We start from the raw sequence: 14184 nt of genomic DNA on the forward strand, positions 1-14184 counted from the left end.
TGCTCGACTGAATCTTGCACTGACTATGGAATGCTAAGTCAAAGCCAGATGGCGGTCGCCGTGAACTTGAATGACTGACATTCCCGCGGATTAGAGACCCAGCATTTTGAATAAGCATCGGCATTCAGCTCGAGCAGATGGTCTGTTGCTTCGATGAGGCGCGTGATCAAACGCTGGGATGAGTATGTTCGAATAACGCGACGCACTAGCCGCCGCTTTCCGTCACGACGGTAGCAAGCTTGACCGATCTTGCGGACGGTCGCGTCCCGCCTGAGCGTGAACAATCTCAGATGTGCAAAGGTCCACCTGTGCACAGGTGAAAGAGTGAGAGGGGGAGCAGTGCTTTCGAAGTTGACCTGACTCGAAAGGACCGCGCCCATGACCACCCGAAGCTCTGATGCCTTGCCTGGTGCTGATCAGCTTGTTGCCGCTGCCCAGATGCTGGTCCCAGCATTGAAGGAGGGCGAAAAGATCACTCGGCGCATGATGAATGCGGTGATGGCAGACGCCTTCGGCACCACATCGTCCGAGGGGGTCTGGTCGCAGCGAGACAGTTTCCAGATGGTGGAATCGGCGGTGATGCTGGCTCTGCCACAATTGGAACTGCCGCGAAATCCAGTTGAGGCGCTGGACACTCTGGCGGCGCTGGAAGCCCGATTGCCGACCCAGACGGTCCGCAGCGAAGAGCAGATCAGCCATCAGCATTTCTCGACCCCGCTAGGGCTGGCATGGTTGGTGGCGCAATTTGCGGCTTTGCAGCCCGATGATCATGTTCTGGAACCCAGCGCTGGGACCGGCATGCTTGCGATCTGGGCCCAGCTGACCACCGGCGTCCACCTCAACGAAATCGATCCCCTGCGCCAGTCGATCCTGCGGTATCTATTTCCGAAAGCTACCGTGACCGGCTTCGACGGGACCCGCATCGGCGCCCATCTGGAAGTGCGTCCAAGTGTGGTGCTGATGAACCCGCCTTTCGCCCGCAATGCGGCCGGACAGGAGGACGCTGTTGCTGCTGCACGCCATTTGGCCGCGGCGCTCGGTGCCCTGCGGCCGGGCGGTCGCCTCGTCGCCATCATGCCGGATGGCTTCCAGTCCCAAGGTCGCCAATCGGATGTGTTCAAGCGGGTGCTCCAGAGGGCAAGCGTGGTGTTCAACGCCCGGCTTGAGAAGGCCTTCGCCCGCCACGGGACTTCGATTCCAATCCGAATGCTGGTTATCGATAAGCGACCGGGCGCGATTTCCACCACCGTGATCAATCGCGCCAATGTGGCGGACCTGTTGCCGTTCCTCGCAAAGGTCCCGCCGCGCCTTGCCTTTGGGGAGGAACGACAGACTATCCCCTCGTCCAAGGCCAATGCGGTTCCAAAATCCAGTGTGCTGCTGGGCGGTTTCGCGGCAACGCGTCCAATATCGACAAGGCCAATGTCGCCAGCTTCAGGGGCCAATGACGCTACGCCGCTGGACTACAGCTTGCGCGACACCATTGCCGATGCTGAACAGGCGGTCGGCGTTTATGTCGCCTATCGACCGCAAAGGCTTATCTTCGCCGATGCCGTCGATCACCCGACGCCGTTGGTGGAATCATCGGCGATGGCTTCTGTCGCATTGCCGCCGCCCAGTTACGTGCCCCAACTGCCAGCCAAGGTAATCCGCGACCGGGTGCTGAGCCGCGCCCAGTTGGAAACACTGGTCCATGCGCTCGATGCGACCTCATCCGATCTTCCGGGCCGCTATCGCGTGCCAGAACGCGGCCTCGAACTGGTGCCCGATGCTGATGGGGCCAGCTATCGGCGCGGTTTCTTCCTCGGCGATGGCACCGGAGCTGGCAAAGGCCGTCAGCTCGCCTCGATCCTGATGGATCAATGGCTGCGCGGCAACCGTCGGCACCTCTGGGTCAGCGAGAGCAATGCCCTGGTTGAGGATGCTCGTCGTGATTGGCAAGCACTTGGCGGGATCGCGCTCGACATACAGCCGCTATCCAAGATCAAGCCCGAGGCAAAAATTCGTCAGGCCGATGGTATCCTCTTTGCTTCCTATTCCACCTTGCGCAGCGGCACCGGCGACAAAACCCGCCTCCAGCAATTGCTGGAATGGCTGACGCCAGATTTCGATGGTGTGATCCTGTTCGACGAGGCGCACGCGATGGGCGGTGTCGCCGGTGGCGAAGGCCGGTTCGGCGCCACCAAAGGCTCGCAGCAGGGCATCGTCGGTGTTGAATTGCAGAACCGCCTTCCGCGCGCCCGGGTGATCTATGCGTCGGCCACTGGCGCTTCGGACGTGAACAATCTGGCTTATGCCACGCGGCTTGGGCTGTGGGGTGAAGGCACGGCCTTTCCGGACCGCACCTCCTTCATCGCCCGTATCCGCGAGGGTGGCATCGCGGCAATGGAGCTGGTCGCCCGCGAATTGAAGGCGATGGGCGTCTATACGGCACGGGCATTGTCCTACGCTGGCGTCGAATATGACATCCTCGAACATGCGCTAACCCCGCGCCAGATCGCGGATTTCGACGCCTATGCCGATGCCTGGGCGATCATCCATCGCAACCTTGAGGCCGCCCTCGGTGCATCGGGCGTGGTTGACCCCTTGGAGGGCAAGACCCTTAACGGGCAGGCCCTGTCGGCGGCGCGTTCACGCTTCGAAAGCTCGAAGCAACGCTTCTTCGGCCAGCTTCTGTTGTCGATGAAACTGCCCTCGCTGTTTCCCGCCATCGAGGATGCGCTGGCCACCGACCACAGCGTCGTAATCCAATTGGTTTCGACAGCGGAGGCCTTGCTGGACCGGCGCCTCGCCGATCTCTCAGCCGAGGACCGCGCCGAGATCCAACTCGACCTCTCGCCCCGTGAGATCGTGGCGGACTACCTCGACAATGCCTTCCCGACCCGCGCCATGGAAAGCTATTGGGATGAGGATGGCAATGAACGCTCGCGCCCGATGGTCGATGACGCGGGCAATCCGGTCCACTCGCAGGAGGCTCTGCGGATCAAGGCCGAAACTCTGGAACTGCTGGGCGCGCTGCCGCCGATCGTCCCCGCGCTCGATTCGATCATCGCTCGCTTCGGCACCGAGGCGGTGGCCGAAATCACTGGCCGGACGCGCCGCCTTGTGACCTTGCCTGACGGCAGCCAGCGCCTTGAATCGCGCACCGCCAACCAGTCGCTTGCCGATGCCAATGCCTTCATGGGCGGTGCCAAGCGCATCCTGGTGTTCTCGGATGCCGGTGGCACGGGGCGTTCCTACCACGCCAGCCTCGATGCCAAGAACCAGCAGCGCCGGATGCACTTCCTGCTGGAACCGGGTTGGCGCGCGGACCGTGCCATCCAAGGGCTTGGCCGGACCAACCGAACGCATCAGGCGTCGGCACCGGTGTTTCGTCCCGTCACCACCGATTGCCGCGGCGAGCGGCGCTTCATTTCTACCATCGCCCGCCGGCTCGATGCGCTTGGCGCGCTGACACGCGGCCAGCGGCAGACGGGTGGGCAGAACCTGTTCGATCCTGCCGACAACCTCGAGAGCGATTACGCCCGCGAGGCCCTGACGCGCTGGTATTACCTGCTGCACCAAGGCAAGCTCACCAGCATCGGCTTTGGCGACTTCTGCGAGCGCACCGGCCTGCAGCTTGAGCACGAGGGCTGCCTCACCGACAACCTCCCGCCAATTCAGCGTTGGCTCAACCGCATTCTGGCGCTGCCCATCGCCCTGCAGAACGCCGTCTTCGATGAATTCCTCGGGCTGGTCGAAGCGCGGATCGATGCGGCGCGCAAGGCTGGCACCTTCGATGCCGGTGTCGAGACGCTGGTGGCCGACAAGCTGACCATCATCGAGGAGCGCACCCTGCGCGAGGATGCCAATGGCGCCTTGACTCAGCTTCTGACCCTCGAAGCGCAGTGGGCGCCTAAATTCACCCCGCTCGCTGAGATCGTGAAGCGCATCGGCCCCAAGTCTCGGCTACTGCGCAATGGCCGTTCCTCGCGCGTGGCGCTGTTGATGCCCGATCGCACGCGCCTGATGGACGATGGCACGCCGGTGGCCAGTTTTACGCTGCATCGGCCTGGTGGGCGAAGCTGGCTCACCGCCGACGAACTTGCCGAAAGCCATTGGGATGATTGCGAGCGGGAGGGTTTCGAGCAGGCCTGGCAGGCTGAGGCTGACGATCTGGCGGCCAAACCCTATACCGAGCGCTTCTACCTCGCGACCGGCCGCCTGCTGCCGATCTGGAACTTGCTGGGCGACGAGGCGCAAGTCCGCCGCCTCGTCACCCAGGATGGCCGGTCTTTGCTGGGACGCATTGTGCCCGCCGAAGCGGTCAACATGCTGCTCGACAAGCTGGGGATCGGCGATCGGATTGCGCTCTCACCCGACCAACTGGTGGAGGCGGCGATGGCCGGCAAAGTGGTGCCTATCGACGCTTTGTCCGGCACCAGCCTTAAGCGTTCCCGTGTAAATGGTGAGCAGCGGCTTGAAGTTGTCGGCTTTGATCCACGCGCTCTGCCATCGTGGAAGGCCAAGGGCTGCTTCACCGAGATCATCGCCTATCAGACCCGGCTGTTCGTGCCGGTGAACCATGCTCGAAAGATCGTGGAGACGCTGGCGGCTTAGTATGGGATCAAAAAGGTCGGTGGCTGGTCACCACTGGCCGCCGGCCTTGGCGATCTCATCCAAGAGAGTCTGCTTGGATGGCGTGCGCCGCTTGCCCTCATTGCGGGGCACATCAACCGCGCCCACGACGATACGACGCTCGGCTATGCGCTTGCCAAGCGTGGAGAGGCTGATGGCCTCACGCGTCGTCTTCAAGGTCTTGAACGCCATAGGTCTGCGCCGTTTCTTCGCGAATTCGCCGTTCCATATAATGGAGATCAAGGCCTTCAGAAAGGGTGAATAGCGCTTTGGCCTGTCCAAGCATGTCCCGGGCCGCGCCAGAAGCGTATTGGCCCATACGGTCGGCAATCAGATCCTCAACGGAAATCACGGCCACTGTGCCGTGCGCTTCGACTTCGATCATCTGAAGAAGGCTTGTATCGGCATAGCCATCAAGCAACCGGCTGCCGACCACCTCGAAGCCCAATTTGAGATCGGGATGAATCCAGCCCCGCGTGGAAACGCCCGGACCACTGGGCCTTATGAAGCCATGTTTCATCATGATGGTCTCGAGCGCAGCCTGTTGCGTAGAAACCAGATCAAAGTCACCAGTGTTCACCGCGCCTTGGGTGTAGAGTTCGACCGCACCTCCGCCGACAAGGATAGGCGGCTTCAGATCCAATTCATCCATAGCCGAACTGATCTCGGCCAACTTTTCAAGCGCTGCTTCAAATTGTGGTCTCCACTGGGTCATGATTGGTTGCTTCAAGCATCTGGCGCCTCCTGTCGATGGAAATGTCGCGTCAATCTTGGATTGGAGAAAAGGGGAAACCATGGGGGCGAGGCCCCCTGGAGGCGAAAGCGTCTCCATGATCCAGGCCTCTCGACCCAAGTGCGGGAGACCCCATCATGCAGTCCACCACCCTGACGCACGCCAAGCTGCGTCTTTCCGAGAGCAACGTCCGCAAGGCCAATGGCGACGCCGGGCTTGAAGCACTGGCCGCCAGCATCGCCGAACACGGCCTGTTACAGCCGCTTATCGTCAGCCCGTCGGCGGGCAAGAAAACCCTCTACGATGTCCACGCCGGTGGCCGCCGCTGGCGCGCGATCGGCCTGCTGATCGAACGCGGAGTGCTGCCCAAGGATTACACGATCGATGTGCGCCTCTGCGAGAACGAGGATGTCGCCGCGCGCGAGATCAGCCTTGCGGAAAACCTGATCCGCGAGGCCATGACGCCGGCGGATGAAGCGCGTGCCTATCGCGAGATCGTGGACAGCGGCGCCGATGCCGAAGCCGTTGCACGCCGCTTTGGCGTGACGTTCCGCCATGTGCAGGGCCGCCTGCGCCTTGCCGATTTGGCCGAGCCGATCTTCGCTGCGCTGGCTGCGGGCGAGATCACGCTCGATGTCGCACAGGCCTACGGCTCGACCGGCGACCGTGAGCGGCAGGTGGCAGCATGGGAGCGCCTGTCGACGAGCTGGCAGGCCGACAATCCGCAGGCCATCCGCCGCGCGATTGCAGAGGAAAGTCTCTCGGCCGATCATCCCATCGCCCGCTTCCTGGGCGAGGCTGAATATGCCAGCTGCGGCGGGCGGATCGAGCGCGACCTCTTTGCGAGCGAGGGCGAGGGCCAGTGGCTTGATGGGGATCTCGCCATGGATCTTGCCACCAAGAAGCTTTCGCACGAGGCAGACATCGCGGCGCTCGGCAGCCGGCTCGCCTGGGTGACGCCGCGCCTCGCGACCCACGTTACCTATGACGACACCAAAGACCTGCATCCCTACTGGCCGCGCCGCGCGGAACCCACCGCCGATGCGCTGGCCCGCATGGACGAGATCTCCGAGCGCATGACTGAACTCGCCGAGCTACTCGACGCAGCTGATGAGCCTGATGGTCTCGAAGCGCTCGAGGCTGAGTACCACGCGCTCGACGCCGAGCATGATCGATTGTCGGACACTGAATGGCTCATTCCGGAGGAGGACAAGCCCAACGTCGGCACCTTCCTCGTCCTCGGCAAGGACGGTCGCCCGCGTCTCCTCGAAAACTTCTACACCACCACAAAGTCCGGAAAGCGTCCCCGTTCCGGGGCTCCCGGTGGCACGCAGGAAAGCTCCGATGCCGATCTCGACGAACCCACCGGCTCGGCGACGCTGCCCCGTTCGCTCGAGGAGCAGTTGGCCAAGGATCGCCGCGACGTGCTGGCGCTGCACGTCGCCCATGATCCGGCGCTGGCGCTCGATCTGGCGATCTTCAGCCTGGCGCGCGATCATGCCGGGCATTTCGGCTATTCGGACACCGGCTGCACGATCCGCATTGCTGACCGCAACGAACCCTCCGGTCTGACTGGCATCCCGGCAACCATCGCCATCACCGAATTGGAAAATGTCCGCGCATCGCTAGCCGCCGATTGGGCCAGCGATGAGGACAGTTTCGTCTCGTTCATTGCCTTCCGCGCACTCGACGACGATACCAAGGCCTGCTGGCTCGCCTATGCCGTCAGCCAGAGCCTCAAGGCCAGTCTGGCGAGTGGTCAGCACGCGTCGGCCTTCCAGACCCGGCTTGGTGCCCATATCGGCATCGACGTCCCACAGCACTGGCGGCCCGGCGCGGAGAACTTCTTTGACCGGATCAAGAAGGCGCAGATCCTCTCCATTCTTGGCGAGTTCGATCCCGAGCTGGCGCTCCGCTATGCGACGGCCAAGAAGGGCGAGCTCGCCAGCGCGGCGGCGCGCCTTTGCTCTGGCGACACGATCGTTGAGCCCGTGGTCAAGGCGCGCGCCCTGGCCTGGGTGCCGTCGGTGATGGGATTTGCCGAGACCGGCCCGGATCATTCGGATCGGATCGAGGATTCGGGCGATTCTTCCGAGGCGTCGGGGCGTGACGGCCCTCCCGATATCGCCCCCGCCAATCAGAACGAGCCGGACGGTTTCGACGCCCAGGCAGCCTGATTCGACATCCATTTGCCTGACGGGGGCCGGTTCATCGACCGGCCCCCAACCTCTGACCTGCGTCGGAGTGAGAGCCGAGGGGGAGGGGAGCCTGCGAGCAAGTGCTCGGATCAAGAGGAGCAAATCCCCCATGAAGCCGCGTCACGACATTTACGCCACCGTCACGGCCCAACTGGTCGCGGCAATCGAAGCTGGAGCGGGCAATTGGCGGATGCCCTGGCATCACGCCGGCGCACCCGTCATGCGCCCGACCAGCGTCGCTGGCCGGCGCTATTCCGGGATCAACCGCCTTGTCCTGTGGGCCACAGCCGATGCTTGCGGTTATGCTTCCGGCACCTGGGCTACCTATCAGCAGTGGAAAACCGGCGGTGCCCAGGTCCGCAAGGGTGAAGTCGGCACGCATGTCATTCTCTGGAAGAAGATCGAGCGGGCGGACGCTGTCGAGACTGCCTCGGCGGACGGGGAGGGGCGCGCTCGTTTTTTCGCGCGCAGCTTTGTCGTCTTCAACCGCGACCAGGTCGATGGCGCCGACGATACGCTGATCAAGGAGCAGGCGCCGATCAGCACCTCGACGGCCGAGGCGCTGGCCTTTCTCGAAGGCATCGGCGTCAGGGTCGAATACGGGCTCCACGACGCCCATTACCGACCGGAAATCGACAAGGTGTTCATGCCGACGCGCGAGGCTTTCGACCATGATCTCGATCTGGTGTCCACACTCGCACATGAGGTCACCCACGCGAGTGGACATGTGGACAGGTTAGCTCGTGAGACGCTGCGCGACTATCACAAGGAGCGCAGCATCCGCGCCCGCGAGGAGCTCGTGGCCGAGCTCGGCGCATCCTACCTCATGGCCGACCTTGGCCTTGCCTATACTCCGCGCCCCGATCACGCTGCTTACCTGGCGAGTTGGCTCGGCGCATTGCGCCACGATCCTAAGGCGATTTTCTCCGCAGCGGCACAGGCGCAGGCCGCTGCCGACTGGATTCACGCCGCGCACAAGGCTGCCGCCGACCCGCTGCCATTGGCAGCCTGAGCAAGGCGCACTTTGCGCATTTTCCTTTTTGCGGAGAAATCCATGACCAGCAGACCGACCTCCGGCGATTGGCAGGCGGGCGCCTTGCGCCGCAGCACTGCCGATTGGCCGTTCGACTGGGTGGGAGACATCACTTCGGGTGATCCCATCCAGCATGATCGCACCTTCATCGCGACGGTGCGCCAAAGCGGCGCCCGGCCTTTCGAGGAAGCGCTTGCGAATCTAAACGTGATGGCGCGTGCGCCGACCCTGCTGCGCCTGATCGAGGACGTTGTCCACGTCCTCGACATGAGCGATCCCGATCATCCGACCTTCGCCGATAGCGCGGCAGATTGTCTCGATGCGCTGCTCGATCAAGAGGCGCCGCTGCGCGCAATTTTCGCCGAACTTCGCGCGAGCGGACCTTTCGTCCCCACTGCATCCTGACGAGGACGCCGACCATGGCTGATTACTACACCCAGACCGCATTCGCGCTGAGGGTCGATGCGGCGGAAGCCAAAATCCTGCCCGAGATCGACGATGTGATTGACGCGATCCAGACGGGCTTCGAAAATCCCGAGGAAGCCTTGGCATTCTGGGCATCCTGCTCCCAACGCTTCCAGCAATTGTTTCCCGCCAATGATCCCCGCCAGCCCTTCGAGCGCTTCACCACCCTGTTCAGTGACGAGACCTATCCGAGCCATGGCGCGGAGATCACCTGCTCGCCTGATCCGGCGAACAAAGGCGGCGTGATCCTCGACATCAGCGGCGATAGTGTCGATCCCTATGCCCTAGCGGGGCTGCTCCGCATCCTGCTGCCATCGGCACTTCCGTTCCGGTTTGGCTGGGCGGAAACCTGTTCGCGGATGCGCGTCGATTCCTTCGGCGGTGGCTTTGTCGAAGTGAGTGCCGAACGCATTGTTCCGCTGCACAGTCTTGGTCAGGATCTCGATCGTCAGCATCTGGTCGCCGTGATCAAAGACCCGGCTTGTGGCCTGCTTTTCTGGAACAACGCGGAAGGCTTCGGGCCGCTCAAGACGGCCACGGTCTTCACCCAGCGCGAGGCCGAAGCGGTGCGTCTTCCTTACACCGGTAGCGTTGCGCCCGGATGGCTCGAACTCCCACCGCTTGGCGCGCTGCTGGGAGAAATCGCGTGATGGAGGGCTATCTCGCCTATCGCTGCCCGCATTGCGGCAGCGACCGCTGTGGCAACGACGCCAACGCGGGTTGGGATGTCGTCCTCCAGCAGAGCGTCCTCCTCGGCGAATTCGACAACCAGTGGTGCAATGACTGCGGCGATGTCACCCTCGAGGAATTCACGATCACCGATCCCATCGAGATCGCCCGCATCGATGCTGCGCGCGCGGACCTGCGCATTCAGCAAGGGGCCTTGCGACTGCTTTCGGCGGGTGAAGCTGTCCTTGCGGTCCGACATGGCCCCGACGCGGCCAGATCAGCCGCATTCGATCAGTTGCACAGTGCCATCTCCGCCGCTCGAGGCGGAAGTGGAGCGGGATCGGGAGGGCGAGCATCTTCGCTCGCCTGAAGGAGCACCGCCATGCCCAACCTGGAAGTACGCGGCATTCCGCTCGCCACGATCGAGCGCCTGAACCGGGAGAGGACCATCCCGCTTGATCGCTATCAGGCCGACGGGGCAATCGACCGGTTCGGCTATCTGGAAACCCTGGCCCTGGATCACGGGGTCGATTTCGAGACGATCCTGACCATGACCGATGTGCTCGGGCCAGATGAGGATTTCGACGGGCTGGTGACCAGCCTTGAAGATTTCCCGCTGTAACTGCGCGCGGCCAATCGAGAGGAAAGCGGGAGCGGGAGGGCGAGCAATTCCGCTCGCGCCAAAGGTCTCGACCTCATGCTGACTGACAGTGAACGCTTCGCCTTTCTCGCTCGGCGCTATCACGGCTTTGCAAGCACGGGTAACGCCTATGATGCAACCCAAACCGACGAGCGGATCGACAGCGGCGATACACTGCTGATCCTGCCTGAGGGCATCGTCGGCGTCGCAAATTGCTGGCCATTTGCCGTCACGGCTACCGCTGGTCAGCTCCACGGCATCAATCCCAAGCCCGACGATACTCTGGCCGCCTTTGCGGCATCGTTCTCGCTTGCCGATGCTGACATCGAGGCGGCTGTCGAACTGGCGAGTGCGCTCGGCTTCGCCATCGACCCTGCCGTCTCCGACCTGCTCACGCGGGTCGGCTGACTTCCATCTCACGGAGATCCACCATGCTTGCCACCGCCACGCCAGCGGACGCAGTCCTGCGTCTCGAACAGATCGCCCGCCTCAACGACCGGGCACGTCTCGGCCTCGATCGCACCGCGCGCACGGTCATTACCCGCAATTGCCTCGAACGGCTTGCCGAAGCCGAAGGCGCGCCCAAGGAGCCGATCCTGTTGCAGGCGCAGTTGATGGCGGCGTTCCGCCATTGCACCTTTTCGGACGACAGCCTCGAGCGCGATTTCGCGGCGCTCGAGTTCCTGGGCCACAAGGTCTGGCTCAAGATCGACTATTACGATGCCGCCATGGAGTTCGGCTCGGAGGACCCGGCCGATGCTTCGCAGACCACGCGCGTAATCACGATCCTGCTGCCCGAGGACTACTGATGGGCGCGTTCCTTGCGGTCGATCGCAAGGCGGAACGGTTCGGTGCCGCGGTCACCATCGCCGATCTTGCGGTCTATTCATTCCCTGAGCATTTCAGCGATCTCGTGAATGTCTACGAGGTTTGGGATGTGCTGGAGCGGGACTGGCAGTTCGAACTCGACCGGGCCGCCTCGGAAACCGAATACGCGGTCGGGGTCACCGCCCGCTTTCGCGACGGATCGGCCCTGCACATCAGTGCCTGGGCCGATTGCTGCGACGGGTCAGGCTGTCGGCACTGCCGGAATTGAGTTCTAGCGGATCACCACGATCTTTGCGGCAACCGCATCGGCGAATGTCCGCCACTGCTTGTCGGCAGTAAGCGCGGGCAAGCCATCGCGCTCCGCAAGCGCGAGGCAGAAGCGGTCGCCAAGCGACAGTCCGGCCGAGGCCGTGACACCGCGAAGGCGCCCCGCGATCCGGGCCAGTCCATCATCAGCCGCGATCACATTGATCGGCAGCGGATGGAGCATCGCATCGACCTCATGGGCCGGCATGCCGAGGTGGATGAAATGGCTCACCACTTCCGCCAGATTGACCGCGCAAATGCGGCCGCCCGCCAGCACATCGGCAACCTTGGAGGCGCCGGGTTCGTCATGGAGCAGTGCCAGCAGGGCCGACGCGTCGAGAACGACTTCGCTCATTCGCCGCTGTCATCCTTGCGCGCGGCGAGGAACGCGTCGACCGAAGCCGCCGGCTGCCCGCCATATTTGCGCGCCAGTCCTTGCGCATGCGCGATCGACTGCGCGACCGTGCGCAAGATCACGCCGTCGGGGGTTGCCTCGACCACCAGAGTGCCGCCGCCGGCAACGCCGAGCCGCTTGCGGATCTCGGCGGGCAGACTCATCCGGCCGTTGGGCGTGATGCTGACCTGTTGGTTCATGGCTGGACTCCAACGCACCCCGTGTGGCGCAATGGCGATCATTTGCCACAAATATTGAATCGTGTCACGAATTCTCAGATTTGCCACGGAGGCTTCATCTTGGAGTACGTTCCGACCCCCAGCACTTTGGCGCTTGTCCAGCAGCTCGGTGGGCGTTGGCACGGGGGCTATGCCATGGTTCGTTGCCCGGCCCATCTGGATCACGAGCCCAGTCTTTCGATCCGCCAGGGGCGCGAGACCATCCTCGTCCATTGCTTTGCCGGCTGCGACGGCGCGCAAGTGATGCGGGCGATCCGCGAGGTTATGGGCGTGCCGCTCCCGCGTTCCGTCGCCGTGCCACGGCCACCGCGCGCCCACGACACGCCGTTCCGCCGGCTTTGGAACCGGTCCGGGCCCATCGCCGGCACACTTGCCGAGCGCTACCTGCGCGATCAGCGCGGGATTGATTTTCTGCCGCCCGATGTCCGCTTCCTGGATCAATGCCCCGTGGGCAAAGGGCGTGCGGTCCGCTTTCATCCGGCATTGCTGGTGGGGGTGTTTCGCGGCGATACGTTGATCGCGATCCAGCGGCTCCTCCTTGATCCTGATACCGCCGAGCGGACCGGACGGATGATGCTCGGTGCATCACGAGGCGGGACGTGGCCATCTCGGCAGACCGGACCCACCCTGTTCATTGCCGAAGGCTTCGAAACCGCCTGCGCCTTCTGGCAAATCACCGGTCGCGGTGCGGGTACCTGTTTTGGCCTGCGCAATTTTACCGGCTTCGACCTCGGCTCGGGCACTGATGCACTCGTACTGCTGCCCGACAACGACATCGAGGGACGCATGGCCGCGCGCACCGCCGTGGCGCGGCGTCGCACGGCGGGCGATTCTGCGTCGCTCTATCCCTGTCCGCTGCCCTATGCGGACTGGGGCGAGATCGTACGGCCCAAGCCCATGTCGAGCGCGCGCGGCTGACCGAGCGGGCCAAAGGAGAGAGGGGAGGCGCGGGGCGCATTCACTCTGGAGGTCCAAGGCCCATGTACAACGTTCCCGCACTTCCCGCCGCCGCTCACGGCGTTACGGCCGTGCAATTCCTTGCAACCGAGGCCGGCTCACGCTGGCTCGGCGATCTTGCGGAGGCCTTTCCGCACACGCGCTACTGGCGCGACCGGTCCGATTGCTGGTCGCTCAAGTCCCTGAACGCGCTCGCCGCGCGCATCATCGATGCCCATTACGACGGGGACGCCATCGAGGATGCCATGGAGGCGGAGTTCCCGCCGGCCGAATTCTGGACCACTTGGTATCACGAGGTCTCCGGGCCGCTGCGCGAGGGTCTGGCCGAAGCGCAGCAGTGCAGTGATCTCGACGATGCCCTCGATCTGATCCGGGAAGGCTGGGAAGAGGCGGCATCCACGCGCGACGACAGCTCCGTCGCCGATCTCTTCGCCAGCCATGATCGCTGCGAACTGCTATTTCGCTTCACCTGCGAGCGCTGGCTCGATGACAGCCTGATCACCTCCCACCGACCGTGGCCCGATGCCGGCGAACTGGTCATCGATCGCAACCTGCAATTCGCGCTCGCCAGTCTCGGCTACACGATGACCCAATTTCGCCAACTGGCGCGCAACCGGCATGCGGCGTGGAGGCGCCTGGCACCGGGGCTACGGCGCCGGCGTGCGCCGATTGTCGCGCCCGAACAGCTGGTCGAGCTGATCGACAACGCCTGTTCAACCTCGTTCCTCTTCTGTCTCTACGCGGTTGTGCCGATCCCCGATCTTGTCGGGCTCGACCTGAACCGGCCGGTGACTTGCGAGACCTGCTGGGTCGCCACCCTCGATCCGATCAACGGCACCTTTCATGACGTTGCCGCGGTGGGCGCTGTCACCGTCGTGCCAAGCGAGGGCCGATTCCTGTCGGGCGGCCACCTGCGCTGGTCGCCCGAAAACATCTGCTGCCTCCACACGCCCCATTACCATGCGCGCGTGCACAATTGAGCGATCCCAGCTGCAATCCCGCTGATGCGGGAAGGGCGAAGAGGGGGAGCTGATGTGGTGGCGAGGGCGTGGGCCAAAGCTTGCACTTTCGCACTCCCGGCAACCGCATTTGCGGAGCCAGTGCA

General features: G+C 63.5%; 16 protein-coding genes. 12 read left to right on the forward strand and 4 right to left on the reverse strand.

Annotated features, from left to right (window positions below; translation table 11 throughout):
* The first annotated feature begins 378 nt into the window (after positions 1 to 378).
* The gene (locus CFE35_RS15410) at positions 379 to 4599 is read left to right on the forward strand and encodes a strawberry notch family protein (RefSeq protein ID WP_292931820.1); all 4221 of its coding nucleotides are present in this window, start codon (positions 379 to 381) and stop codon (positions 4597 to 4599) included.
* A 27-nt stretch (positions 4600 to 4626) separates the two neighbouring features.
* On the opposite strand, the gene CFE35_RS15415 is transcribed toward CFE35_RS15410, so the two are convergent.
* Together CFE35_RS15415 and CFE35_RS15420 are read right to left on the reverse strand one after the other, a co-directional pair.
* On the reverse strand, positions 4627 to 4809 hold the full coding sequence (locus tag CFE35_RS15415; protein ID WP_292931822.1) for a hypothetical protein: 183 nt from the start codon (positions 4807 to 4809) through the stop codon (positions 4627 to 4629).
* Entirely contained in the window at positions 4778 to 5332 is a 555-nt protein-coding gene (locus CFE35_RS15420; protein WP_292931823.1) for a hypothetical protein, read from the reverse strand. Before CFE35_RS15420 ends, CFE35_RS15415 begins: the two co-directional genes overlap by 32 nt.
* Positions 5333 to 5487: 155 nt before the next feature.
* Between CFE35_RS15420 and CFE35_RS15425 the strand changes: the two genes are divergently transcribed.
* The 9 genes from CFE35_RS15425 (at position 5488) to CFE35_RS15465 (ending at position 11451) form a co-directional block, all read left to right on the forward strand.
* Positions 5488 to 7527 (forward strand): ParB/RepB/Spo0J family partition protein, encoded by a 2040-nt coding sequence (locus CFE35_RS15425; RefSeq protein WP_292931825.1) that lies wholly within the window; start codon positions 5488 to 5490, stop codon positions 7525 to 7527.
* 130 nt (positions 7528 to 7657) lie between these two features.
* Positions 7658 to 8560 carry a zincin-like metallopeptidase domain-containing protein gene (locus CFE35_RS15430; RefSeq protein ID WP_292931827.1) on the forward strand — a complete coding sequence of 301 codons (903 nt, stop codon included), beginning with the start codon at positions 7658 to 7660 and terminating at the stop codon, positions 8558 to 8560.
* 42 nt (positions 8561 to 8602) lie between these two features.
* Positions 8603 to 8986, forward strand: coding sequence for a hypothetical protein (locus tag CFE35_RS15435; protein ID WP_292931829.1), 384 nt, complete (start codon positions 8603 to 8605; stop codon positions 8984 to 8986).
* A 14-nt stretch (positions 8987 to 9000) separates the two neighbouring features.
* Positions 9001 to 9696, forward strand: coding sequence for a hypothetical protein (locus tag CFE35_RS15440; RefSeq protein WP_292931830.1), 696 nt, complete (start codon positions 9001 to 9003; stop codon positions 9694 to 9696).
* Positions 9693 to 10085: a hypothetical protein gene (locus CFE35_RS15445; protein ID WP_292931832.1), complete on the forward strand. Its 393-nt coding sequence runs from the start codon at positions 9693 to 9695 to the stop codon at positions 10083 to 10085. The genes CFE35_RS15440 and CFE35_RS15445 overlap by 4 nt, the downstream gene beginning before the upstream one ends.
* A gap of 12 nt (positions 10086 to 10097) precedes the next feature.
* Entirely contained in the window at positions 10098 to 10337 is a 240-nt protein-coding gene (locus CFE35_RS15450; RefSeq protein WP_292931833.1) for a hypothetical protein, read from the forward strand.
* A 75-nt stretch (positions 10338 to 10412) separates the two neighbouring features.
* Positions 10413 to 10763: a hypothetical protein gene (locus tag CFE35_RS15455; protein WP_292931834.1), complete on the forward strand. Its 351-nt coding sequence runs from the start codon at positions 10413 to 10415 to the stop codon at positions 10761 to 10763.
* Between the two features lie 23 nt (positions 10764 to 10786).
* Positions 10787 to 11164 carry a DUF3768 domain-containing protein gene (locus tag CFE35_RS15460; RefSeq protein WP_292931835.1) on the forward strand — a complete coding sequence of 126 codons (378 nt, stop codon included), beginning with the start codon at positions 10787 to 10789 and terminating at the stop codon, positions 11162 to 11164.
* Positions 11164 to 11451: a hypothetical protein gene (locus CFE35_RS15465; RefSeq protein ID WP_067614815.1), complete on the forward strand. Its 288-nt coding sequence runs from the start codon at positions 11164 to 11166 to the stop codon at positions 11449 to 11451. Before CFE35_RS15460 ends, CFE35_RS15465 begins: the two co-directional genes overlap by 1 nt.
* 3 nt (positions 11452 to 11454) lie before the next feature.
* Here the strand turns inward: CFE35_RS15465 and CFE35_RS15470 are convergent, their stop codons facing one another.
* A complete protein-coding gene (locus tag CFE35_RS15470) occupies positions 11455 to 11844 on the reverse strand; it encodes a type II toxin-antitoxin system VapC family toxin (RefSeq protein WP_292931841.1) in 390 nt (129 codons plus the stop codon).
* Positions 11841 to 12083 carry an AbrB/MazE/SpoVT family DNA-binding domain-containing protein gene (locus CFE35_RS15475; protein ID WP_292931843.1) on the reverse strand — a complete coding sequence of 81 codons (243 nt, stop codon included), beginning with the start codon at positions 12081 to 12083 and terminating at the stop codon, positions 11841 to 11843. Before CFE35_RS15475 ends, CFE35_RS15470 begins: the two co-directional genes overlap by 4 nt.
* A gap of 126 nt (positions 12084 to 12209) precedes the next feature.
* On the opposite strand from CFE35_RS15475, the gene CFE35_RS15480 reads away from it, so the two are divergent.
* Together CFE35_RS15480 and CFE35_RS15485 are read left to right on the forward strand one after the other, a co-directional pair.
* Complete coding sequence (locus CFE35_RS15480; RefSeq protein ID WP_292931845.1) at positions 12210 to 13040, forward strand: hypothetical protein; 831 nt, start codon at positions 12210 to 12212, stop codon at positions 13038 to 13040.
* Positions 13041 to 13102: 62 nt separating this feature from the next.
* Positions 13103 to 14059: a hypothetical protein gene (locus CFE35_RS15485; protein ID WP_292931847.1), complete on the forward strand. Its 957-nt coding sequence runs from the start codon at positions 13103 to 13105 to the stop codon at positions 14057 to 14059.
* Positions 14060 to 14184: the final 125 nt, after the last annotated feature.

The organism is Novosphingobium sp. PASSN1, from assembly GCF_002278815.1.

What these genes read in the sequence shown, in the direction of transcription:
- CFE35_RS15410 (WP_292931820.1), top strand. Translation starts at nt 379, where the DNA reads ATGACCACCCGAAGCTCTGATGCCTTGCCTGGTGCTGATCAGCTTGTT.
- CFE35_RS15415 (WP_292931822.1), bottom strand. Translation starts at nt 4,809, where the DNA reads ATGGCGTTCAAGACCTTGAAGACGACGCGTGAGGCCATCAGCCTCTCC.
- CFE35_RS15420 (WP_292931823.1), bottom strand. Translation starts at nt 5,332, where the DNA reads ATGACCCAGTGGAGACCACAATTTGAAGCAGCGCTTGAAAAGTTGGCC.
- CFE35_RS15425 (WP_292931825.1), top strand. Translation starts at nt 5,488, where the DNA reads ATGCAGTCCACCACCCTGACGCACGCCAAGCTGCGTCTTTCCGAGAGC.
- CFE35_RS15430 (WP_292931827.1), top strand. Translation starts at nt 7,658, where the DNA reads ATGAAGCCGCGTCACGACATTTACGCCACCGTCACGGCCCAACTGGTC.
- CFE35_RS15435 (WP_292931829.1), top strand. Translation starts at nt 8,603, where the DNA reads ATGACCAGCAGACCGACCTCCGGCGATTGGCAGGCGGGCGCCTTGCGC.
- CFE35_RS15440 (WP_292931830.1), top strand. Translation starts at nt 9,001, where the DNA reads ATGGCTGATTACTACACCCAGACCGCATTCGCGCTGAGGGTCGATGCG.
- CFE35_RS15450 (WP_292931833.1), top strand. Translation starts at nt 10,098, where the DNA reads ATGCCCAACCTGGAAGTACGCGGCATTCCGCTCGCCACGATCGAGCGC.
- CFE35_RS15455 (WP_292931834.1), top strand. Translation starts at nt 10,413, where the DNA reads ATGCTGACTGACAGTGAACGCTTCGCCTTTCTCGCTCGGCGCTATCAC.
- CFE35_RS15460 (WP_292931835.1), top strand. Translation starts at nt 10,787, where the DNA reads ATGCTTGCCACCGCCACGCCAGCGGACGCAGTCCTGCGTCTCGAACAG.
- CFE35_RS15465 (WP_067614815.1), top strand. Translation starts at nt 11,164, where the DNA reads ATGGGCGCGTTCCTTGCGGTCGATCGCAAGGCGGAACGGTTCGGTGCC.
- CFE35_RS15470 (WP_292931841.1), bottom strand. Translation starts at nt 11,844, where the DNA reads ATGAGCGAAGTCGTTCTCGACGCGTCGGCCCTGCTGGCACTGCTCCAT.
- CFE35_RS15475 (WP_292931843.1), bottom strand. Translation starts at nt 12,083, where the DNA reads ATGAACCAACAGGTCAGCATCACGCCCAACGGCCGGATGAGTCTGCCC.
- CFE35_RS15485 (WP_292931847.1), top strand. Translation starts at nt 13,103, where the DNA reads ATGTACAACGTTCCCGCACTTCCCGCCGCCGCTCACGGCGTTACGGCC.